The sequence below is a fragment of the Dyadobacter alkalitolerans DSM 23607 genome (genome assembly GCF_000428845.1).
Classification (GTDB): domain Bacteria; phylum Bacteroidota; class Bacteroidia; order Cytophagales; family Spirosomataceae; genus Dyadobacter; species Dyadobacter alkalitolerans.
The window spans coordinates 181714-203481 of record NZ_AUAS01000009.1 but is presented as its reverse complement, the minus strand read 5'-3'; the positions used below and the strand labels follow the sequence as shown (position 1 = coordinate 203481).

Annotated in this window: 21 protein-coding genes; 3 read left to right on the top strand and 18 right to left on the bottom strand. The window is 48.8% G+C overall.

Annotation, left to right across the window (positions count from 1 at the left end):
• Position 1 precedes the first annotated feature (1 nt).
• The 17 genes from G395_RS0118885 to G395_RS0118805 form a co-directional block, all read right to left on the bottom strand.
• Positions 2-3229: a WD40 repeat domain-containing protein gene (locus G395_RS0118885; protein WP_026631492.1), complete on the bottom strand. Its 3228-nt coding sequence runs from the start codon at positions 3227-3229 to the stop codon at positions 2-4.
• A gap of 5 nt (positions 3230-3234) precedes the next feature.
• Complete coding sequence (locus G395_RS0118880) at positions 3235-3660, bottom strand: ATP-binding protein (protein WP_026631491.1); 426 nt, start codon at positions 3658-3660, stop codon at positions 3235-3237.
• Between the two features lie 12 nt (positions 3661-3672).
• Positions 3673-3993 (bottom strand): STAS domain-containing protein, encoded by a 321-nt coding sequence (locus G395_RS0118875; protein WP_026631490.1) that lies wholly within the window; start codon positions 3991-3993, stop codon positions 3673-3675.
• Between the two features lie 309 nt (positions 3994-4302).
• Complete coding sequence (gene glgX, locus G395_RS0118870) at positions 4303-6423, bottom strand: glycogen debranching protein GlgX (protein ID WP_026631489.1); 2121 nt, start codon at positions 6421-6423, stop codon at positions 4303-4305.
• A 3-nt stretch (positions 6424-6426) separates the two neighbouring features.
• The gene (locus G395_RS0118865; protein ID WP_026631488.1) at positions 6427-6765 is read right to left on the bottom strand and encodes an STAS domain-containing protein; all 339 of its coding nucleotides are present in this window, start codon (positions 6763-6765) and stop codon (positions 6427-6429) included.
• A gap of 27 nt (positions 6766-6792) precedes the next feature.
• The gene (locus G395_RS0118860) at positions 6793-8616 is read right to left on the bottom strand and encodes an AGE family epimerase/isomerase (RefSeq protein ID WP_026631487.1); all 1824 of its coding nucleotides are present in this window, start codon (positions 8614-8616) and stop codon (positions 6793-6795) included.
• Positions 8617-8647: 31 nt separating this feature from the next.
• Complete coding sequence (locus G395_RS0118855; RefSeq protein WP_026631486.1) at positions 8648-9070, bottom strand: VOC family protein; 423 nt, start codon at positions 9068-9070, stop codon at positions 8648-8650.
• A 1-nt stretch (position 9071) separates the two neighbouring features.
• Positions 9072-9650: a DJ-1/PfpI family protein gene (locus tag G395_RS0118850; RefSeq protein ID WP_026631485.1), complete on the bottom strand. Its 579-nt coding sequence runs from the start codon at positions 9648-9650 to the stop codon at positions 9072-9074.
• A 28-nt stretch (positions 9651-9678) separates the two neighbouring features.
• Positions 9679-10071 (bottom strand): nuclear transport factor 2 family protein, encoded by a 393-nt coding sequence (locus tag G395_RS0118845; RefSeq protein WP_026631484.1) that lies wholly within the window; start codon positions 10069-10071, stop codon positions 9679-9681.
• 35 nt (positions 10072-10106) lie between these two features.
• The gene (locus G395_RS0118840; RefSeq protein ID WP_026631483.1) at positions 10107-10532 is read right to left on the bottom strand and encodes a hypothetical protein; all 426 of its coding nucleotides are present in this window, start codon (positions 10530-10532) and stop codon (positions 10107-10109) included.
• A gap of 39 nt (positions 10533-10571) precedes the next feature.
• Complete coding sequence (locus G395_RS0118835; protein WP_026631482.1) at positions 10572-12122, bottom strand: GMC family oxidoreductase; 1551 nt, start codon at positions 12120-12122, stop codon at positions 10572-10574.
• A gap of 27 nt (positions 12123-12149) precedes the next feature.
• Positions 12150-13859, bottom strand: a complete 1710-nt coding sequence (locus G395_RS0118830; RefSeq protein WP_026631481.1) for a thiamine pyrophosphate-binding protein — start codon at positions 13857-13859, stop codon at positions 12150-12152.
• The gene (locus G395_RS0118825) at positions 13849-14676 is read right to left on the bottom strand and encodes a type 1 glutamine amidotransferase domain-containing protein (RefSeq protein WP_026631480.1); all 828 of its coding nucleotides are present in this window, start codon (positions 14674-14676) and stop codon (positions 13849-13851) included. Before G395_RS0118825 ends, G395_RS0118830 begins: the two co-directional genes overlap by 11 nt.
• 56 nt (positions 14677-14732) lie before the next feature.
• The gene (locus G395_RS0118820) at positions 14733-15179 is read right to left on the bottom strand and encodes an ester cyclase (RefSeq protein ID WP_026631479.1); all 447 of its coding nucleotides are present in this window, start codon (positions 15177-15179) and stop codon (positions 14733-14735) included.
• A 30-nt stretch (positions 15180-15209) separates the two neighbouring features.
• Positions 15210-16364, bottom strand: coding sequence for a nuclear transport factor 2 family protein (locus tag G395_RS0118815; protein ID WP_026631478.1), 1155 nt, complete (start codon positions 16362-16364; stop codon positions 15210-15212).
• 1 nt (position 16365) lies between these two features.
• Positions 16366-16776 carry an ester cyclase gene (locus tag G395_RS0118810; RefSeq protein WP_035361736.1) on the bottom strand — a complete coding sequence of 137 codons (411 nt, stop codon included), beginning with the start codon at positions 16774-16776 and terminating at the stop codon, positions 16366-16368.
• Complete coding sequence (locus G395_RS0118805) at positions 16773-17636, bottom strand: ester cyclase (protein ID WP_084439715.1); 864 nt, start codon at positions 17634-17636, stop codon at positions 16773-16775. Before G395_RS0118805 ends, G395_RS0118810 begins: the two co-directional genes overlap by 4 nt.
• Before the next feature lie 301 nt (positions 17637-17937).
• Between G395_RS0118805 and G395_RS0118800 the strand changes: the two genes are divergently transcribed.
• Genes G395_RS0118800 through G395_RS0118790 form a run of 3 tightly spaced genes read left to right on the top strand, consistent with a single transcriptional unit; the run spans position 17938 to position 20683 of the window.
• Complete coding sequence (locus tag G395_RS0118800; RefSeq protein WP_026631475.1) at positions 17938-18873, top strand: GAF domain-containing protein; 936 nt, start codon at positions 17938-17940, stop codon at positions 18871-18873.
• A gap of 26 nt (positions 18874-18899) precedes the next feature.
• Positions 18900-19913: a sensor histidine kinase gene (locus G395_RS0118795; RefSeq protein WP_169720054.1), complete on the top strand. Its 1014-nt coding sequence runs from the start codon at positions 18900-18902 to the stop codon at positions 19911-19913.
• A complete protein-coding gene (locus tag G395_RS0118790; RefSeq protein ID WP_026631473.1) occupies positions 19910-20683 on the top strand; it encodes a LytR/AlgR family response regulator transcription factor in 774 nt (257 codons plus the stop codon). Before G395_RS0118795 ends, G395_RS0118790 begins: the two co-directional genes overlap by 4 nt.
• Here the strand turns inward: G395_RS0118790 and G395_RS0118785 are convergent.
• Positions 20680-21741 carry a dihydrodipicolinate synthase family protein gene (locus tag G395_RS0118785; RefSeq protein WP_026631472.1) on the bottom strand — a complete coding sequence of 354 codons (1062 nt, stop codon included), beginning with the start codon at positions 21739-21741 and terminating at the stop codon, positions 20680-20682. The two genes, G395_RS0118790 and G395_RS0118785, sit on opposite strands and share 4 nt — an antisense overlap.
• Between the last annotated feature and the right edge of the window lie 27 nt (positions 21742-21768).

The following is a 21768-nucleotide window of genomic DNA, read 5'->3' as shown; positions in this document are numbered from 1 at the left end:
ATTATCTGATGTTCCGGGACAGTTTTTCGTAAGGAATATCCTTTCCAATGTATTGGTCCCACTCTTCCTCGGTCAGTTCGCGTTTTACCTTTTTAGAAACTTCGGCAAACAGTGCAGCCGAATTAATGTCCCATATCCGGACCGTTTTATCCGCTCCGGCAGCCAGCAATTTGTTCCCGTCCCGGGTAAATTGAATGTCCATTACCCAGTAATCGAAATCGCTCAATAATACAGGCTGTTGTTTGGAAATATCTTCTTTTGCATTCCAGATGCGTATTTTCCAGTCATAGCAAGCTGTGGCAATGCGGCTTCCGTCTGGCGCGAAAGCAATGCTGGTTATGCCCGAAGTGTGCGTTCCCTGTGTTCCGTTCATTGAGTTTGGAACGGGCTCGTTATTGTTCATGCGCACATTGTAAAGCATTCCCGAGCTGGTGCCGAAGTATAAATGCTTCTGATCAGGCGTGAATGCCATGGAGAGCAGCCTTCCGCGGAGGCCGGGGAGGTTGTATTCAGCTGGTTTTGCATCTGGTTTGGTCAGGTCCACACGGATGAGCTTGCCCGTTCCGGTTGCCAGGAACATATACTGGCCGTCAGCCAGGATTTCAACCGAGGCGATCTCGGTGCCGACATTGATATTTCTCACGACATCCAGCTTTTTGTCGCTGATATCCCAAAGCCTCACCTGCCCGGAAGAACTTACAGAGAGCAGATGCGGCTTGTTATTAATGTTCTTCACCGTGAGCGAAAACACGATGCCGTCGTGCCCTACGATGGTTTTAGCAGGTGGCGCGCCCGGCATAAAACTGTCCCAACGGACGATCTGACCATTGGACGAGCCCGTAAAAAACGTTTTTCCGTCAGGCGTAAACGCGACGGAACGAATGCTTTTGAAAGTTTGCCTCGGATTTCGGAAAAGAAGCGGCTTGGCCGTAGGCGTGAGATAATTCCATAGGCTGACCACACCATCGTCCCCCGCCGTTGCGAAAACCGAATTGCCGGCTTGCGGCTCGGCAACGACGCGCACAATGTCATTATGTGCAATTAATGTTGCCTTCGCGCCCGCTGCTTTGGATAGCGCATTGAAAATATCCGGATTCTCGCGTTCCCCGCCATTTTTTATATTAAAATCATATGCTTTCAAAGCCAATAATGCAGTCAGTTCATCACCGGCCGGCATTTGAAATGACTGGATCGCAATGAAACGGGCCACTGCTTTGGAGCGCTGTTTCAATGCATCATTCCGAGAGCTTTCCGCTTCTTTCTGAGCCGATTGCGCATACACTTTCTGCCTTTCCGACTCTTTCTGCGCGCTTACGGCGTATTCTTTTTGAATTTCTGTTTGTTTCTGAGATTCCACCGCCGCTTTTCTGGCATTGTCAGCCTGGATCTTTTGTTCCTCAGCGATTTGCCTGGCGATTTTTGCGGCAATGCTCTCCTTCACGGCTTTCTCCTGTTCCCTTACCGCAATGCCTTTTTGTTCTTCGGTTAATGTCTTTTGCAGCTCGGCAAATGTGCCTTGTTGTTCTGCGATTTTCTTTTGCGCAATGGCTTCGCGTGTCTGATCCTCAGCCCGTTTCCGTTCCTCCAATGCCAGGCTTTCCTTTTCCAGGGCCGTTTTCTCACTCTGCTGTGCCTGCGTACGCAATACAAGTGCGACAATCAGAAATAGTAATGACACTAATGAGCTGATCCCGAGCACCGAAGCGAATATTCTGGCTTTGCGCAGCTCCCGTTTCTGACGATCCTCATTCTGGCGAACTTCGAGTTCGTATTGTTTTTTACTGTAATCCAAAAAATTGGTCGCACGCTCGAAAAACGGATCATAGCGCTGCGCCCATTCCAATGTCGGCTCGCTTTCTTTCAGCCATTTAAGTCCCAGTTGCAGCTCGGGATTAACCCAAAGTCCCGTGCGGCCTTCCTGGTAAAGTGAAGCCGAGTAACTTAGCTGCTTGTAAAGCTTAGCAGATTCGAGCTCCTCCTCTATCCACTTTCTGCACCGCTCCCAGAATGTGAGCACTTTTTCCACCGAAACGTCAATGATCGAGTCGTGATCAATCTTTACGCCTGGTTTTGGCGTCAGGATAGAAACACCATTTTCGCGGAAAACCATGATGACGTCGATCAGCAGATAATCGGGAATGCCGGTGATCTGGATGATCTCGCGCAAGACGGTCGGGTGCAGCGAGGAGGTGTCGCTGGGGCCCAGGACAATGAGGGATTTGAAAAGTTTGGCTGCTGCATTCCGCCTTTTTTCGTCCAGCCGCTGCGTGTAGATTTCCTCCGCATGCATGGTAATCGACTCCTGCATGCCACCAATGGCTTCATAGTCAGCACGCGATACGGGAGACGAGAATGGTTTGGTCGATTTCCAGCGGTCCCAGGTGCGCATCAATGCATGCTGCAGAATGGGCAGAAAATCCGGGTTATCCGCCAATTCTTTAAGCAAACCTGCAACGAGTTCAGGCTCAATGCTGGCGCCTACCGACTCAACAGGGCCTACAATGACCTGCTTAACTTCCTCCGGATTCATTTTCGGAAGCAGATAATAGCCCTTATTAATGATCTCGGTCAGGCCGTTGAATTCCGTGCAATGGTCCAGATAATCCGACCGCATCGTGATCACGGCGTGCACCGGAAGCTCACGCTGGTTAATAAGGGTCAAAAGCAGTTTTACAAATGCATTGGTCCTGTTTTTACCCGAAAAATCTTCCGAAAGCTCATAGCGGAACAGCTCCTCAAACTGATCAATCACCAGCAGAACCTTCTGGTCACGGATCGCCGAAAGCAATGTTAAGGCAAGTTTGGGATCCCTGCCAAGTTCTTTTTCCAGAGCCAATGGATCGCGGCCGTCCCAAAGCGGATCGATGTCCCGCAGGGCCACTTTCAGGGCCTCTACGAAATTTCTCACGGGATTTCCCCCTGGCCGGAAAATGATCACTTCCCAGCGGTCTGCCGCCCAGCGGTCTGCCGCCCAGCGGTCTGCCGCCCAGCGGTCTGCCGCCCAGCGGTCTGCCGTGTCGCCTTCTTCCAGCGATGGAATGAGGCCCGCTTTGATCAAAGAAGATTTACCACTTCCCGACGATCCAATCAACGCAAGAAAACGCCCGTCCAGGAGTTTGTTTTTCAACTCCCGGATGTGCGCGTCCCTGCCGAAGAATAAAGCATGATCATCATAATCATAACTCCTAAGGCCCGGAAATGGATTGGTAACAGTAGAATTCTCAACCATAGGACTCAGGTTGCGGCAATTTTCATTACAAATTTGTTACGGTTCTTTCCATCGGCATATTCATAGGAAAACTCATCTACACCATTGATTGTCAGGAAAATACCAAGACCGCCAATGCCGCGTTCTTCCAGCGAGAGCGTCAGATCCTGCGCATTGGGCAGGTCTTTCGCGAGCGGGTCAAACGGCGCGGCAATGTCTTCCAGGATCACCACGAGTTTATCCGGGGTGATCTCACTCACCACCTGAAAATCCGCTTCGATCCCTGGTTCCTGGTAACCATACAAAATGATGTTTGTAGCAATCTCATCGACCGCCAGTTTGAGGCTGTAAGTCGGTTTTTTGGCCAAACCAGCCTTTTCCGAGAGCTCACCAATGTATTCCCGTAGCGAATCGAGAGAATCAACAGTGCCGGGAAAACTTTTCGATTCCATTATCAGGAGATGTTAAACTGGATATTGATCAACGATAGTAACGCTGTGCTGCAGACCCGTTTTGGTAAGCGTGTCCACGATCAGTTCCTGCGGTTTCACAATGTAAATGGATAATTTCGGCCCGATTTTTTGTTTTGAGTAAATCAAAACGCGGAGCCCGGCAGAGGACATAAAGTTAAGGTCCTCCATATCAAGCACCAACGAATCAATCGGCTGATTTGCAATTTTCTCAATCTCGGTCTGAAACACCCGCGCGGAAAGCGAATCCAGCTCACCATGCAATGTAAACCGCGCCTCCTGATTCTCTATTAGGGATTCTATTTGAAATGCCATGATGTTGTTTTATAAGTTTTGAAACAATTATTTTAGGTTTAAATCTTACTTTTTTGTGTTGCTGTCGTGTCGCACTCATCGTGCTTGTGAGCCGCGTCTCGGACGTGCCTTCGACTCCGCTCAGGCTGACAGGGCGCGCTACTTCTAAAGTAACCACTAACAAAGCCAACCAGCCTGTCACCCTGAGCGGAGCCGAAGGGCGCTACTGCTAGCACCCCTGCTAACAACGCTGCCGCTCACCCACTCCTGTCACCCTGAGCGGACCGGGCCGCCGGGCGGACGAAGGGCACCCTGGGTGTAGCCGAAGGGCTACTTCCCAACCAACACCACCGTCGCTCTCCCCCCAACCAAGAACCTCCCCTGATCCTCCAACCTCGGCTCCTTGCCGATCTCGTAAATGTCTTCACCTGACGGCATGTCCGTGTTCACGGCCAGGTGCCAGCTTTGTCCATTCGGGAGAGGTGGGAGTTCGTAGTACAGGCCGTCCCAATGAGAGTTCATCGCTACGTAGATGGAGTCGTCTATAATGGTTCCGCTTTTAGCGTGGGCGCCGTCCAGCATGAATGCCAGGCAGCGGCTGCTGGGTGAAAAATCGGGTTGCCAGGCTTGGGTTCCGTGGAATGTTATGTCCGCGAAACCGCTTCCCACATAGTCCCTGTGCTGGAAATGCGTCCTGCTCCTGAGCACCGGGTGGGCACGGCGGAAGCGCATGATGCGTTGCGCGAAGTGATAAATGTCCGCGCTCTTTTCCATCAGGCTCCAATCCAACCAGTTGAGCTCGTTATCATGGCAATAAGTATTGTTGTTACCGTTTTTGGTCACCCCAACCTCATCGCCAGACAAGATCATCGGCACACCCTGACTGACCATCAGGATCGATAATGCATTCTTTATCTGCTTGTGACGGAGCTGATTAATGTACGCATCATCTGTTTCACCTTCGATCCCGCAATTCCATGAATGGTTATCATTACCACCATCATTGTTATTCTCTCCATTCGCTTCGTTGTGTTTTTCATTGTAAGCAAATAGGTCATAAAGCGTGAAACCATCGTGGCAGGCGATGAAATTGATGCTGGCCGTCGGGCCGCGATAATAATACAAATCAGGCCATCCCTGGATGCATTGCGCCATTTCACCAACCAGACCTTCGTCGCCTTTCAGGAATTTCCGGATCGAGTCGCGGTATTTTCCGTTCCATTCCGCCCAGCGTCCGTAAGCAGGGAATGAGCCTACTTGATACAATCCGCCTGCATCCCAGGCTTCTGCCACGAGCTTGCATTTGGCCAGAATAGGGTCATAAGCGAGCGATTCGAGCAATGGCGGGTTGCTTAATGGTGCTCCGTTTTGGTCGCGGCCGAGAATGGCAGCGAGGTCGAAACGGAAACCGTCAATGTGATAATCGGCTGCCCAGTAACGCAGACAGTCCAAAACCATATTCCGCACCACCGGATTGTTGCAGTTCAATGTGTTGCCGGTTCCTGAGAAATTGAAATAATAACCCTCAGGCGTCAACATGTAATAGGTTTTGTTATCAATTCCCCTGAAAGAGATAGTATGCCCGCGGTGATCGCCTTCGGCTGTGTGATTGAAAACCACGTCCAGCATTACTTCAATGCCATTTTTATGGAGTTCTTTCACGAGCGTTTTCAGCTCGTCCACTTGCATGCCAAACTTTCCCGTTGCGGCATAACCTGCCTTTGGAGAAAAGAAATTAACCGTGCTGTAACCCCAGAAATTGACGATCAGACCGCCTGTAACCGGGTTTTCCTTGCTGTTTTCCCATTCATCAAACTCATAGATCGGCATCAGCTCCACGCAATTGATCCCCAGATCTTTCAGGTAAGCCACTTTGCTGCGGATGGCCGCAAATGTGCCTGGATTTTTGACATTCGATGACGGATGCTGCGTAAAGCCGCGCACGTGCATTTCATAAATGACCAGATCCTCGATCGGCGTTTCGAGCGGGTGGTCGTTTTCCCAGTCAAAATCCTCGAAAACGAGGCGTGAGCGATACGGGTAAATGTTATCCCAATTCGGCTTGGCCAGCCAGGAATCCCGTCCGCCAATGGCTTTGGCGTAGGGATCGCTGAGTATGATGCTTTTGTCAAAACGATGACCTTCTTCGGGCTTGAACGGGCCGTCCATGCGGTAACCATATTCCAGGCGCTCGTAATCCAGATCAAACACGATCATGGAATACACATTGCCCGTGCGGAACTCCTCAGGGAAACGGATTTCTGCAAATGGTTCGGCCTCGCCCCTTTCGAACAATACGAGCGTACAGTCGATGGCTTCGCTGGAATAAATGCTGAAATTGATTCCGTTAGGGACCATAGTCGCACCAAATGGCAATGCATGTCCCCGTCTGAATTTGATCCCCTGCTGCTCGTGCGTCGGGTAGTAATCAATCCTGATATCTGTTGCCATGGATTAGTCTTGTTTTAGGAATGCAACTCCGTCTTCCGGCTTTTCCACGATCGTAAAAAAGTTGATAAAACCCGTGGTTGACATGACGTCCTGGATTTCTTCCGAAACCCCCACCAGCACCACTTTCCCTTCCTGCGACCTGATATTCCTGTAAACCATCAGCAATACGCGCAGCCCGGCGCTGGACATGAAGCCCACTTCGGTGAGGTCAATCGCGATGTTCTTGCTTTTGTCCATGGCTACCTTTGCATTTCTTTCAAATTCGGGCGCCGTTTTGCTGTCTATATCGCCGGAGACCGCAACCACCGTAATTTCTTCCTGATCCGTAATGGTAACTTTCATCTGAATAGTTTCTTAATGTGGTTCAAATTACTTGGCCGAACTGATCTGTACTTTTACGCGGATACGTTCCTCTGTTTCAGGAAGTTTCACGGTAAGTCCGTAGGCATCGAAATCGCTGTAAGGCTGATCGTCAATGAAAACTTCGCTGATATACACGCTTCCAGGAGGCAAAATGTCCGGCGAAACACGCAGAATGTTATCCTTCCAGCCGTTTGGATATGGCTTAAAGTAGAAATAAGTTGGCTGCTTGGTGATCAGCAAATTGATATAAACTGCTGACAAATAGCATAGTTCTGTGCTGTGATATGCACTCATTGAGTGGCTTCCTTTGAAACGCTCTGTTCCCAAAAGATACGGCATACCATTGCCCAACACATTGAAATACACACCGCCATCATCATTATCCAGGAAGAATGCATTGTAGAATGCAGCCGCCTCACGCGCTTGTTTTTCATATTCTTCATCTCCCAAAACCCCGTACATGATCAGGTAAGCAAGGATCGCTTGCTCCTGTTGCCACCATGCTTTGCGATCGTGCCATACAAACTGGTGCTTATCACCCGTTTTCTGCACGCGTTCCACAACGTCATACCAGCCTCCACGCTGCTGATCAGAGCCAGCCGCAGGCATGAGTTCAGCAATTTTCTTGGCAAATGCCAGGTATTCTTCTTTCGGAGTAAGCGACTGCTGACGGATCAAATTCCACGCAATTTTCAGGTTGTGGCCTACTACTGCGCGGTTTTGCTGCCATCCCCAGGTTTGGTCTTTACTCCAATCCTCGAAGAATTTCTCCTGGACAAACGGGCTGTTTTCGTAGTCAGGGAAATACTTGGTAATGGTGTCAAATGTATATTCCAAAAAGTCGGCATGCTTCTGCTCCCCGCTGGCCAGCCAGAGGTTGATCAGGTAAGCTGGCGCGTGGTCACCCACCGAGTTCCAGTTTTTGCGGGCTTTGTTATGTGCCAATGATTCCTCGTGCGCATCCAATGTGATCGGGTGCAAATGTGAGAAATAACCTTCGCCGTCGTGGTCTTTGAAGTATTTTTCAAAAAGATCAATGGTCTTGTCAATGTCATCACGGATGCGTTGATCGCCGGTGATGCGGTAAGTTTGCGTCGGGCCTGCCAATGCGTAGATCTGCTCATACATAGGAAGCGAATCCAGGTCATCGCCAAATTCCGAAGTCAGCAATTTGGTTTCTTTCTGGCCTTCCACTTTCAAGCCGTGGTACCAGTAAACGAGATCATCGTCCTGGTCAAAAAAGCGCATGTGGTCGCGCAGATATTCTGTTCCAAGCTCAGCACCTTCCAGGAATTCGTCTTTTCCGGTTAACAGATATGCCGATGCAAATCCGTAAACCATTCTTGAAATCGTGTCCGTTTCCTGCAAGTAATCTCCTTTTTTGGAACCTCCCAAATGGAGCATTGTGCGGTAATTTTTGTAGTTGATCTCCTCTTTCGGATAATCAAACTGCCATTTCAGATAGCTGGAAGCGATCGAGCTGATCTGCGTGATCCAGTAATTCTGCTCCTCGTGGCGATAGGCTTTTGGCTCCTTACCCGGGAAAATCAGCTGCTGCGCTTCAAACGTGCTTTCATCTGCGCCAGCATTGGGATAAAATGTTCCGTAAGCGAAAACGTACTGGCCGTTCGTAGACAAAAACGGAGCGATATCGCCCGGATCCTGCCAGCCTTCTGTCAGGTTCTGCACACCGCGTGCATAGGTGGAAGCGATCAGGTTGATCTTAAAAGGACGCTTATCCGACGTCTCCACGGTAAACCAGCGTTCCTCTGCATTATATCCCGTGATATACCCTGCAATGGTATCTGAAAAAGTGAAATTTATATTCATGCGTTAGTTGGTAAAGGTGTTTGAGAGTCTATTATGCAAGGTCTTCCTGATCGCGGTAGCCCTGGGTGATTTCGATAATGTTGCCTTCCGGGTCTTTGAGCCAGACGGTTTTCCAGCCTTCGATCACGTCGTCGAAATGCAGCGGGCCGAGGGTGATGACGGCGTCTTCACCCATGCTTTCTACTTTGGCATCAATGTCGTCCACGGAAAATGCAATGTGGCGCAAGCCGGGATAATGTGGGCCGTCGGCTTCGGACATCGGGTAAGGGCGGTCTTCTTCGGGCGGGAAGATTTCAAAGTAAATGTTGTCGTCATTTTTAAGGAAAACCAGCTCGGCGTCGTCGCCCAGACTGATGACCCTTGCCCGTCGAAAGCCAAAATATTTTGAATAAAACTCCTCGAATTTAGCGAGGTTCTTAACGGTCAGTGCCAGGTGAAAAAATGTCGCGCTCATATTAGTTAGGGTTAGCTGCTGACAATGTTTCAATGATTTTTTTGGCAAACAAATGCGCATGCCCGCCAGAGCGTCCGGTGATCAGGTCGCCGTCTACAACCACGTCTTCATTGGTATAAATGGCTCCATACGCTTTGGCATCGCCAATGAGGTTATTATGGCACACCAGCCTGCGGCCGCGAACGAGCTCGGTTGCGGGTGCAGTGAGCCATAATCCGTGGCAGATGATGCCTTTCAAAATGCCAGGTTCTGCAAAAACGCGTTTCAGGAATTCGGTTGCGGGTGGGATTTTTTCTACGTCTTCTGTGTAACGAAGGCGGTCCGAAACCATGCCGGAAGGCACGATGATGGCATCGTAAGTGCGCAGTTCTTCATCGCTCATGTTTTCGAACGATTCCCAGCAGTCCATCGGCGCACGATATTCGTGGCCAAGGAATGTTAGTTTATCCTGTCCCCATAACCTTGTCAGAAAATGCAGGTTAGCGCCTTCTTCGGGAAAGCGGAATTTGTAATAGAATATTTCATTTTCAAAATAATCGGCCTCCAAGAGCACGCCGATCTTTTTTCCTGCCAGTTTCATGAGGAAAGTGTTATGGGTTATGTTTTAATTAGGCTAATGTTCCGTCCGGATGCTGCACCATTCCAGCAAAGTGAATGGCGATTTTTCCGTCTTGCAGCACCCAGCTGTCGGCGAAGCGCATTTCGCTTTTCTGGCCTCCTACTGTCATTGTGATCTGTTCGGTGATCATTAATGTTTCGGGATTTTCGGTCTCGGCCCAGAAAACGATGTCTGTTTCCAGTCCGTCGATCCCCAGAATGCCTTGCATATGCTCGTTCACCTGGTCGCGGCCTTTGTAGATAACCGGTGATTTGGAGAAGCTGCTGATCAATGTTGCGTCATCTGTGTATTGGTCCAAAAGCGCGTCAATGTTCTTATCTAGGATGTGCTGGATGTGTTCTCTGTACATCCTTCCCAGCTTGGTATCCGGAACGTTTTTCATGATTATAGAAAATAGAGAAGGGTTAATAACCTGATTTATAGCGTCGCAGAGCCTTGATGATATTCGAGGCCGTCGACGATGTATTTGGTAATGATCACGTTTCCGGCATCATTCAACTTCACTTCCCAAGTTTGGAAAGCATCGCATTTGATGCGCTTGCTGAATGGCTCGGGAGCATTCCAGACGCTGGCTTCCCATTGCACCACCACTTTCACCACAGCCGTGTTGCCTGTAATGACCGGCTCCACCACTTTCACGGTGTGCACTTCGTCGAAGAAAATGCGGATCACGCGCTGAAACCAGCCTTCAAATCCTGCATAGCCATAAACGGTTGCTTCCGGGAAAACCATTTCGAGTTCGGCATCTGCAAGCAGCGGCAAAACTTCAACCATGGGGACGTGGACATCCAGCTTTTTATACCAGTCAAGAGCCAGTGCTTGTATTGCTTCCTGCGTTAGCATTATGTTGTATTTTAGGTTAGTTATAATTCAATCAATCGATTAGACTCTTTTGAGATCGGCCACAGGATGTGCTGCCAGGATCATATCGGCTGCCTTTTCACCAATCATGAAACAGGCCGCCACTGTGTTTCCGCTCGTAACCGTAGGCATAACAGACGCATCGGCTACGCGCAGATTTTGAATGCCGTGGACCCTTAGTTCTGCGTCCACAACGGCCATTGCATCGGTGCCCATTTTACAAGTTCCGGCTGGATGCCAGATCGTGGTGGTTTGGCTTCTCACAAATGCTTTAATGTCCGCATCCGCGCCAGGCACCATCTCCCCGCCATTCAGTTCGAGAAATTTAGGAGTATTAGCAAGCTTTCTGACCAATTCAACGGCCTTGGAAAGCACTTCCACATCTGCTTCCTGATCCAGATAATTCGGATTAACCACAGGCTTGTCTGCCGGATTAGCGGAGCGTAATGTCACCTCTCCGCGACTTTTAGGCTGCACAAGGATCGGAAGAAAAATGCAGACCGGTCCGCCCAGGTCGGGAAGCACAGGCGCCAGTGGTCCGGGTAAGCTTGGTGTAAAATTGATTTGCAGATCTACGACGCTGCTTTCTTCTCTTGCTTTAATGAACAAAGCATTACCCGTCAAAAGCGTCGTGTTGGGCATCGCGATTTTGGAACGGAAAATCATGGGAAGCTGCAAGTGGTCCTGCAAATTTTTCCCAACACCCGGAAGGTCAGCAACCAATGGTATGCCGTTTTGTTCCAACTCATCTGCCGGTCCTATGCCCGACAAAAGCATTATTTTCGGTGTATGCAATGCGCCCGCAGAAAGGATTACTTCTTTGTTGCAAAAAACCTGCTCTGTATTGCCCGCGCTGGCAAGAAACTCAACACCGATTGCTTTTCTATCATCGATCAGAACATTGGAAACGAGCACATTAGTGTAGATCGTCAGGTTCTTCCTTTCTGCAACATTATGCAAAAATGCAGACGCGCTGCTGTCGCGATGGTTGTTCTTATCAATGTGAAACTGCAATAATCCGGCACCATTTTCCTGCCGTGCGCCATTGTAATCCCAGTTTGGGCCATCATAACCCAGCTGCGTAGCGCCGATCAGAAAATGCTCGGAACGCATCACATCGTCCGGACACTCGCGAATGCTCAGTTCGCCGCCTGTTGCGTGAAACTCCGAAGCGCCGTTTTCAAAGTTTTCTGATTTTTTGAAATAAGGCAAAACAGATTGGTAATTCCATCCTGTTGCACCCATGGCTTCCCATTCATTGAAATTGGCCGGGTTGCCGCGGACATACATCATGGCATTGATCGCCGTTCCGCCACCCAGTACTTTGCCCTGGTTGATCGTAATGGACCGGCCGCCCAACCCGGGCTGATCCGTAGTGGACAAGTTCCAGTCGAGATCTGATCCCCAGAGACTTACAAAGCCACCCGGATCGTGGATCGCAGGCTCCGTATCCTTACTTCCTGCCTCAATAAGCAGCACCTGAATCTGCGGGTCAGCGCTTAGCCGGTTGGCTAAAACGCTGCCTGCGGCTCCGGCACCCACTATAATGTAGTCAAAACCAGGTTGTTCCATTTCTGAAAATGGTGGATAGTTTATGTATTACTGTGAACAGTTCGTCTTTACCCAGTCCGACTTGTGGCTGCCTTCCAGCACCAGGTCGATCAAAAAGGGCTTATCGTCGGCCAGCATTCTTTCGATAGCAGGCAAAATTTCTTCTTCCCTTTCCACCCTTACCGCCTCTACACCCATGGATTGCGCCAGGATGTCAAACCGGATGGCTGGATAGGAAAGGTCAAAGGGAAGCGGATGATCGTGTTTTGGAATTTCGCGTTCCTGCCAGTACTGATCAATGTTGAGTTGCAGCAATTTGTAAGAACCATTGTTGCAAACCACAAACTTGGCTCCCGTATTATGCCGCACCGCAGACCATAATGTCTGGATCGTGTACATGCTTCCCCCGTCTCCGGAGAAACCGATAACCGTTTTTTCAGGATTAGCGATTTTCGCACCGATCGCACCCGGAAAACCAACGCCTAAGGAACCGCCTCTTGTGAAAAAGTACTGCTTGGCAAGCTTCGGTGGCAGGTAACGGCTCACGGCCGCTGAGCTGGTTAATGCTTCATCGAAAATAATCGTCTCATCCTGATTCAGCTTCTCAGCCAGCACTTTCGTGAACTGCGACATATGAAGCGGCGACTTGCCTTGCTGCTGATCATCTGCTTCCTTTTCAGCTGTGATCCTTGCATTTTTGGCATTACCGATGTGCTCTATACGTTGGTGTGCCTTCGTTTTCTGCTCAGCCGACATCATTGCTTCAATTTCATCTGCCAATGCTGCAAGCGAAAGTTTCGGATCGCTTACCACACCCAGATCAACGCGGTGATTTTTTGCAATTTCATAAGCATTGAGATCGAAGTGGATCACTTTCGCTTCCGGCGCATAAATTTCACCCAATTCAGGAAAAACCTCCGGCATCATATAGGTGCCTACAATGAGGTTTGCATCTCCTTTGGTTGTTATCGGGTGGCTGAACGAGCCAAACATGTGGCCCGTGGTGCCCTGATACAATGGATGCGTATTATCCATGACGAGATCCCCGAATTCGACACCGTAGACTTCCGCGCCCAAAAGCTCGGCAACATGTGTAAGCTCAGGGATTGCATCTGAATAGGCAATGCCGTCACCGACGAAAATTATCGGCTTTTCGGCTGCCAGCACCATTTCCGCTGACTGCCTGATCAGTTCCTGCGCAGGCAAAACCCGCGTGGAAGGAATGCAGCTTGGAAATACGGGCTCATCGTTGATCTCGTCGAGGACATCCATGGGCAGGCAAACGTAAACCGGTCCCATAGGCGGCGTCGACGCTATTTTTACAGCGCGGCGCAAAGTGCGAAGCAGTGATTTCGAAGAGGTGGCCATGGTCGAATATTTGGTCACCGGCGCCATCATGGCTACGAGATCGTTGGCCATTTGTGCATCCATATTCATGTATTGCACACCGGCATCCGAGCCAATTACTACCAAGGGCGCATGACCTCTTTTAGCCTGATACACAGCGCCTACCGCATTACCAATGCCCGGGGAGCTGTGCAGCTGAACCAATGTCGGCTTTTGTGTGGCGCGGGCATAACCGTCCCCCATCATCACCGCAATGGTTTCCTGCAGAGTGAGAATGTATTTCATGTCGGGATACTCGGCCAGGGCGTCAAGGAAACCTTGCTCCACCGTGCCGGGATTGCCAAACATGTAATCCATGCCGTCCGCAAGGAATTGTTCAATGATCTTCTGATTCCCGGTTTTACCAGCCATAACGTGTGAGGCCTTTGTCCAAAACGTTCACAAACTGCTCCCCGAATTCGAATGAACATTGCAATGAACGGCCTGTGATAAATGGATAGTCAACGATTACGGAAGTTTCTTTACCGAAATTTCCATGATATTGTCCTTCTGGTCCTACGGCGTCGGAAAGAATGTATTCCAGCACATATGGCGGTGGCCCCATGTTCAGATCGGTGTGCAGGAATCCGGTTCCGTCGTGGTAATCGTACTCAATGCAGTGACCTGTCACGTGTTTTCCTTTGATGATGGAATTACGTTCGTTGAAATCTCTTGCAAAAACGAGTGGCGCAACGCCATAGCAGATTCCGGCAACAGGCATTTGTTTTTTGTAAAAAGCAAGGATTACGTCATGCACACGCTGGTTGTTCACCATGTCGATGATCGGGCCGCTGCCGCCTACCAGGAACACCGCGTCGTATTCTTCGGTCAGTTTGTCCTGTGCGATTTTGAGGTCGCTATAATATTTTTCAAATGCGCGAAGGAAATCCGGTGTTGAGAAGTATGGACGCTGCGGGATCACTTCCGACAGGTTCATAGTGTTTTCCAAACGGTTTGTCGCTTCAAATGCTTTTACTTTATCAGCTGCGAGCTGCGTGGTAACACACACGCCCAGAGGAGGATCTACGTAAGTGGTATCATAGCTTGGCGGCAGCGCTTCTGCTTTTTTGCCATTCGGCGTAATAAAATCTACGGTATAACCGGCTGCTTCGAGTTTTTCGAGCGGGCCTACCAGCTCAATGCCCCAATATCCATATTCCGATAAAATGGCGAGTACTTTTTTAGACATAAAATTCGGGTTTGAATAATTTTAAAAAATATCGAGGAGAGTTTACGAATGCTTTATTAATGTGCGGCGGCTCCGGGAGGAGGAGGCACAACGCCTAATTGCTGCAATAAGCCCAGTTCGTCCACATTGGCCCAGCGCTCAGCGATTTTGCCATCTTTCATGCGTGCCGTTGTTGTGCCTGTTAATGTGATGGATTTCCCTGATGGTGGCATGCCCATAACGCCGCCTGTGTCGGTGCCGTTGAGTCTCCATCTGTGCACCACTTTATCGGCTACATATATCTGATCTTCAATGCTAAGCTTCGCATCCGGCATAGCGCCGCGGAACATGCCCACGATGCCTTTAAAACTGGCCGAACCAGGCTCAGAAACTGTTTTACCGCCCACTTGTGAATGGTCTATCGCGTCGGACGCCAGTAAGTCTTCGCGTACAACACCTGTGTTCCAGGCTGTTTCGAAAAATTCAACACAAATCGCATTGTTTTGTTCTGCTGTAAGTGACATGCTTTCTTCTTTTAAGGGTTAAAATGCTTTTCAATTCACTGTATAAGGTCTTCCGCCCAAAAAGGCTTCTACTATTTCTGCTGTATTGACGTGGTTATGGATCGACGCTACTTTCGCATCTTCATTCACGACCACAATGTGCACGACGCTCGTATGAAAAGGCAATCCGCTTGCTTTGGAAACGCCCGGCTCATCGATCAAAACAGCTGCAACATTGTCCTGGTAAAGCATCCTGACTGCCTTGAAACGGTCAAAACGCATGGTTTCAATGATCTGCTTTGCCGATTCTACGGCCGCAATCGGTCCGATGCGCTCCCCCGACCATGCAATGATGTCCCTCGGCCCGAACATATGCCACACTACATTTGGGGCAAATGCTTTGCGGATGTCCTCGGGTTTGAATCCTTGTAGTGCGCCATACATGCCCCTGGCCGATTTTACCGTTGCCGGCGCATTAGCAAAAATCGCTTCGTCAAACACAATGCTGTCCGTTGTTCGCGGCGATGTGACTGATTTATTAGTATAATGTGCTGATCCAAAACTATTTGCTGCTATCGTGAACGGCCTACCACCCTGCATGGCCTCGATGATCGGAAATGTATCGCGGTAACATTGCAGCTGGCTGATCCTGCCATTTTTTACAATAAACCAATGCACCACGCTGCCTGAAAAAGCTTTCCCGGCTCTGGCTTCACCGCTTCCTTCCAGCACGACGGCCACTGTATTTCCCTGCGCTACAAACCGGGTTGGATTCAGTTTTTCAAAAGCCAATCCTTCTTTTTGTAATTGGAAAAATTGCCTTACTCCTGCTTTTCCTTCCCAGGCACCTGCCCAGGGAATTAAATCCTGCGGGCCGCCCATTTCCCATAAAACATCCTCAGGCAGAAACGATAAAATTTCATCTATATCATTCTCCTGCAACGCCTTATAGAACTCTTTCAAAAACGGGACCGGGTCCAGATCAATTGCATGCACATTTTCCAGCGAAGCCAGGATCATAAATGAATCCGCCAGTCTGACCAATGTATTATCGCCGTCCTGCTCAAAAACCAGGTCTTTTCTGGAAAGCTCGGGCTCATCAATGATCAGCACGTCCGTATCCGCATCGAAACCTGAAATAATTGTAGGCTTCACCGGAAGCTGCCCGCCTCTGTTAACATAATGACGGACAACTGCTTTTTCCATTTTATTGAATCACTTTCAATTGTTGCAATAAACCCAGACTATCCTGGGCAACCCACATTTCAACGATCTTGCCGTTCTCGATGCGGAATATGTCAATTCCCTGGTCCTGGACCCGGATGCTGGTCGTTTCGCGTCCCAGGAAATTTCCGGTATTGGTGGCTTCGTATGACCAGCGGCTTACCACTTTATCGCCGTCTGCCAGTTCGTCGTGCAATGTGAAAAACACGTCAGGGAATGCTACCAGGGCAGTTTCGAACCACTTTCTTAATGTAGGTGGCTGATGTGCCTGGCCGGGAGGAAAGTGGAAAACCACATCTTCCACTGCGATTTCGTCCAGGACTGCTACATTCTTTTCATTCCAGAAATCGAACCAGTATCTGCGTACTATTGCTTTATTTTCTTCCAATGTCATGATGGGATTGCTCCAAGTTGCTGCATTAATCCGAAGTCGTTTTCATTTACATGAACCGAAAGGATCTTGCCGTTTTTGATTGTGAAAATGTCGATGCCGTAGTCCTTCACGTGGTTACCAGTTGGCGCGGCGCCCAGGAATTCTCCCCTATGCGTGCCTTCAATGTTCCAGCGTGTGGCGACCTTATTGCCTTCTGCGGTCTGGCGCATTACCGTGAATTTGATGTCAGGAAATGCATTGCGCAGGTAGCCTACGAAGTTTTTGAATGCGGGATATCCGGCGATCGGCTCGGGCTGGGTTGGGATGATGAACGCAAATTCAGGATCCAGGATCTCTTCGATCACTTCCAGTTTGCCCTGGCTCATGATCTCGTCGAAATATCGGGTCGCTAATGTTTGGTTGTGTTCCAGGTCTGCGGGTACAGGCTCTTTTTCGGAAGGCAGGACGCCCAGTTGCAGCATTAGTCCCAGCGTATCTTCGTGACCGATGGATTCGGTGATCTTGCCGTCTTTAATGGTGTGCCAGGTCATGCCATCGATTTCGAAGAATTTTCCGGTTGCTTCCACATTTCCTTTTACGGTAAGCAGTGGTCCGCCTGTATGCGTGCCGCCGCCTCTCCAGCGCGTTACAACCCAGTCGCCGCCAGCCACCATTTCTTGTGGGTTAATGTAAAAATCAGGAAATGAACCGTGCAGCATCTGGACCAGTCCGAAAAATCCGTCGGGGCCGTGAAATGGCTCGGGATGTGTAGGCAATGTGAATACGAAATCTTCGGATAAGATCTCATGAGCAACCTGCTCATTCTTGCCATTCATGATTTGATAAAAATATCGACGGGAGAGTAACTTATTAGCATTCATCTTTTTAAATGTTCGGTTTGAAGGGTTCGACTTTTCTTAAATCAATGTGAGCAGGGTAACAAAACAAAATTTCGCGTCTGTGTCCCTTTTCTTCCATAAATATCCCAATAACACTCGCGAAGCATTTCGAATTTTAACTGAAACTGAAAAATGTAAAGGTGAACCTGTTGTTTCCCGGCCTCAAACCGACGACGTTAAACCTGGATTTCCGGGGTACTATTTTTTCTGGCCTTTAAGTTCGAAATGGTAGTATTGTTTCTACTATAGTTTGTATAATTGCAATACTAAAAACGTTTATCTCATGAAACCCTTAAACCTCCTCATCGTTGCCATCCGAAAAGAATATCTGGCTCTGCTTGAAGATTCTCTTGGCTACGCTGGTTACAAATTCAGTATCCGGCAAGTCGCCTCCAAACAACTGGCTATTGAAGCCTTTTACGAGTCCAAATACGATCTGCTGATTTCCAATTGCCTCCTTCCCGACGGTAAAATTACCGACCTTGCCAATGTGCTCGGCAGCCAGCTTCCCTGCCTGGTTATGACAGAAGGACATTGCCCGGTTACGGCGGAGAGAGTGCTGGCAGTGACAGAAACAAGTTATTATATCAATTGCTCCAACAAACTCGGCTGGATCCCTGCGCTGGAAAACACCCTGGCCAAATGGAAAAACAACGCCCGCAAAAAGATCGACCAGCATAACCAGAATCACGAATCGCTTTATAAGAAAGTGCTTGCGCGTTGTGAAGACGAGCTTGCTGCTGATTCACTTTCCAATGCTTTTTCTTTGTTATTGGAAGTGATGGACCTGAGCAGGATTTATTTGTATATCAAAAACCAGCCTGCAACCGGTGATGCGCAGGACCTGACATTGAAGATAGAGGTTACTGCACCCGGCGTGCCCGCTAAGCATTCGGGAAAGACCATCAAAATTCCGGGTTTCAATCGCTGGAATGCATTATTTGATGCTAAAAAACCAGTTTTGGAACCGTCTGCGAATATGACCGGTGCTGAAATCCAATGGCTTAGTCAGCAGGATGCCCAGTCGTTGCTGGCCGTTCCGGTTCAGGGAAATGTAGGCTGGTTAGGCTTCATAGGGCTGGAAGACACCCTGAACAGCCGGGAATGGACGCAGGCAGAAATCGGTCTGATCGAATCTGTGGCGTCGCTCATCCAAAAAAAGAATACTACTTCTGCAAAAACTTCAAGGAATAGCAAGCTTCTGACAAGCCTGGCATGAACCCCGACTTAAACTATCGGAATGGGATGTCATTAGGTTGGCGTCTCTGTTTCATCCTAAGCTTATTTGCCACAATTCCGCGCCTGATCTTTGTCTGGACATCATTATTTGACCCCGACACGATCGGTTCGGGGTTGCTGGATATTTGCATTCAGTTTATTATAAGCTTCGAATTTTCGTGGATATTCGTCTATATCTGCCTTCAAAATACTTATAATTTGCCCAGCTGGTTTAACAGCCAGAAAACCTGGGTGCAGATCGTGCTGTTGTTTGTCCTCTTTATGGGGATCAACGAAATCCTTTTTCAGCTCAAACTGGCCCTGGACGCTGATAATTCGGATATGCTGATCTTCCGGGTGGTTTATTATCTGTATCATATTCTGCTGCTGCTAGCCATTCTCGGCTTCCGGAATTTTTTACTGACAACACAGGAGAACCACCAGATCGGACTTGAAAATGAGCAGCTCAAACGCGAGCAGCTCAAAGCGCAGCTCGAAGCACTGCAAAATCAGCTTAACCCTCATTTTTTGTTCAATGCATTAAACATCCTGAACATTTCGATCGCTACCAATCCGGATCAGGCTCAGCGCATTGTGCTGGATCTGTCGGATATTCTGAGATACAATCTTAAAGTCCAAAACCAGAGTCTCATCCTCCTTAAAGACGAGCTGGACGCTGCGCGTGCATATCTTGACCTATATAAGGCGAGATTTGGTGAGAAACTGGCTTACTGCTTTCATGAAGTGGAAACGGCCAGGAGTTGGTACATCATTCCACTTTCCCTTCAAATCCTGATCGAGAACGCAATCAAGCATAATGTGATCACTTCCAGTCAGATACTGATGATCGAGCTCAGGCTGAGCGAGCAGGAGAAGCACATTACCGTTTCTAATTCCGTCAACAAAAAAAATTCACCCGGAACCGGGATCGGCCTGCAAAACCTGGATAAACGTTACAAGATCCAGACGGGCCAAAAACCATTATTGCTGCAAGATGAGCAGCATTTTACAGTTAAAGTCCCATTGATTGAAGCTCCATGACCAAAATCCTTATCATTGAAGACGAACAGCCAGCGGGCGAGTATCTGACGCAATTAATACAAAAAATTGATCCTAAAACCGAGATCCTGAATGTGCTCGAAAGCGTAGAAACGGCTGTTGAATGGCTGAGCGATAACCCCAGTCCGGACCTGATTTTTCTTGACGTGCAGCTTGGGGACGGCACTTGCTTCCAGATTTTCGAACAAATTTCCATCGGCTGTCCTGTCATTTTCACCACTGCGCACGACGAGTATGCTATGCGCGCCTTCAAGCTCAACAGCATCGATTATCTGCTGAAACCCATCCGCCAGGAATCCCTAAAATTCAGTCTTGAAAAATACTATCAGCTCAATGAGGAGAATGCAATCAGCAAAGTGAAATATCTGGAAGAGCTGATGCATAACCAGATACTGAACCGCAAAAGCCCCCGCAGGAGCTTCCTGGTGCCTTATCGTGACAAGCTGATCCCGTTAAAGGATTCTGATTTCGGGTGGTTAACCATTAAAAACGGAGTCGTGGTGGCCACTTTGCATGATGACAGGAATTTTGTTGTTGACAAATCTTTGGAGGAGCTTGAAAATCAACTGGATCCTACGAATTTTTTCCGGGCCAACCGCCAATTTATCATATCGCGAGAATGCATTTCTGAGATCGAATTGTATTTCAATGGCAGGCTGCTCGTCCGCACGACGCCATCCTCGTCCAACCAGATTCTGATCAGCAAAGAGCGCGTTCCGGTTTTCAAAAAATGGTTCGAAGAATTGTCTTAAACTACTTTAACGTGGCGATTTAAAAGATCAGTAACAAATTCATCATCAATTAAATGCGGATATGCTTGTGTGACACGCGTGATCTCCTCGGCTTGCCCGGGCGATAGCATCTCGCTTGGGTTTAATGTCCAGATTCCTTCCATAAGTCCCTGCCTTTTCAGCACTTCATGCACGCCTGTGATGCAGCCGTGAAAGTTGTGCGCCGGATCAAAAATGGCAGCGTTCATGTCGGTCACTTCAATATTCAAGCGTAAAACGTCAGCTGCATTTGCATGTTTGTTTTTTACAAATTCCTTTGCCGCGGCAAGCACCTTAACTGCCTTTTCTGTCCATACTGCCCAATGTCCCAATAAGCCGCCCACGAACGTCTTTTCAATCATTTCACCATTGACTTCGAACCGGTAGGGCGTGATCAGGTCGGCTACAATGTTATCGTCGTTACCCGTGTAAAGTGCTATTTCAGCCGCCCTCGAACTGTTGCACACGGCACGAACAACATCCAGCGTCTGGTAACGGTTAAATGCGGCAATCTTGATTGCCAGCACATTCGGGATCTCAGCAAACTGCTGCCAGAAATGATACGAGTAAACCCTTCCGCCAATGGCCGATTGCAGGTAAAATCCAAAAACAGGGATGATCTTCGCAATGGTCTTGATATGTTCGATAATGTCCTGTTCCGAATGATTTTTGAATGCTGCCATGCTCACCAGCCCAAGATCATAACCGTATTTCAAAGCGACGTTTGCTTCCTTAACTGCCTGATCTGTAAGCCCGACAATGCCGGCCACCTTGATAAACGGACGGTCCAGATGTGCATTAGCAATCTCCTCTGCCGCAATCCTGAGGACTGTTTCATAAAGGTTTACCTCAGGATCACGAATCTCGAATTGCGTGGTATGCACGCCGACGGCAACGCCTCCTGCCCCACTGGCCATGTAATATTGCGTCAATCCGCGCTGCCTGGGCTCGTCCAGTTGCAAATTCTGTTGCAAAGCCAGCGGATGGGCTGGAATTACGGTGCCTTCGAACAACAGTTTCCTGGTTTCTGTGTTAAGCATTTCTTCTATATTTTTTTCCAAAATCTC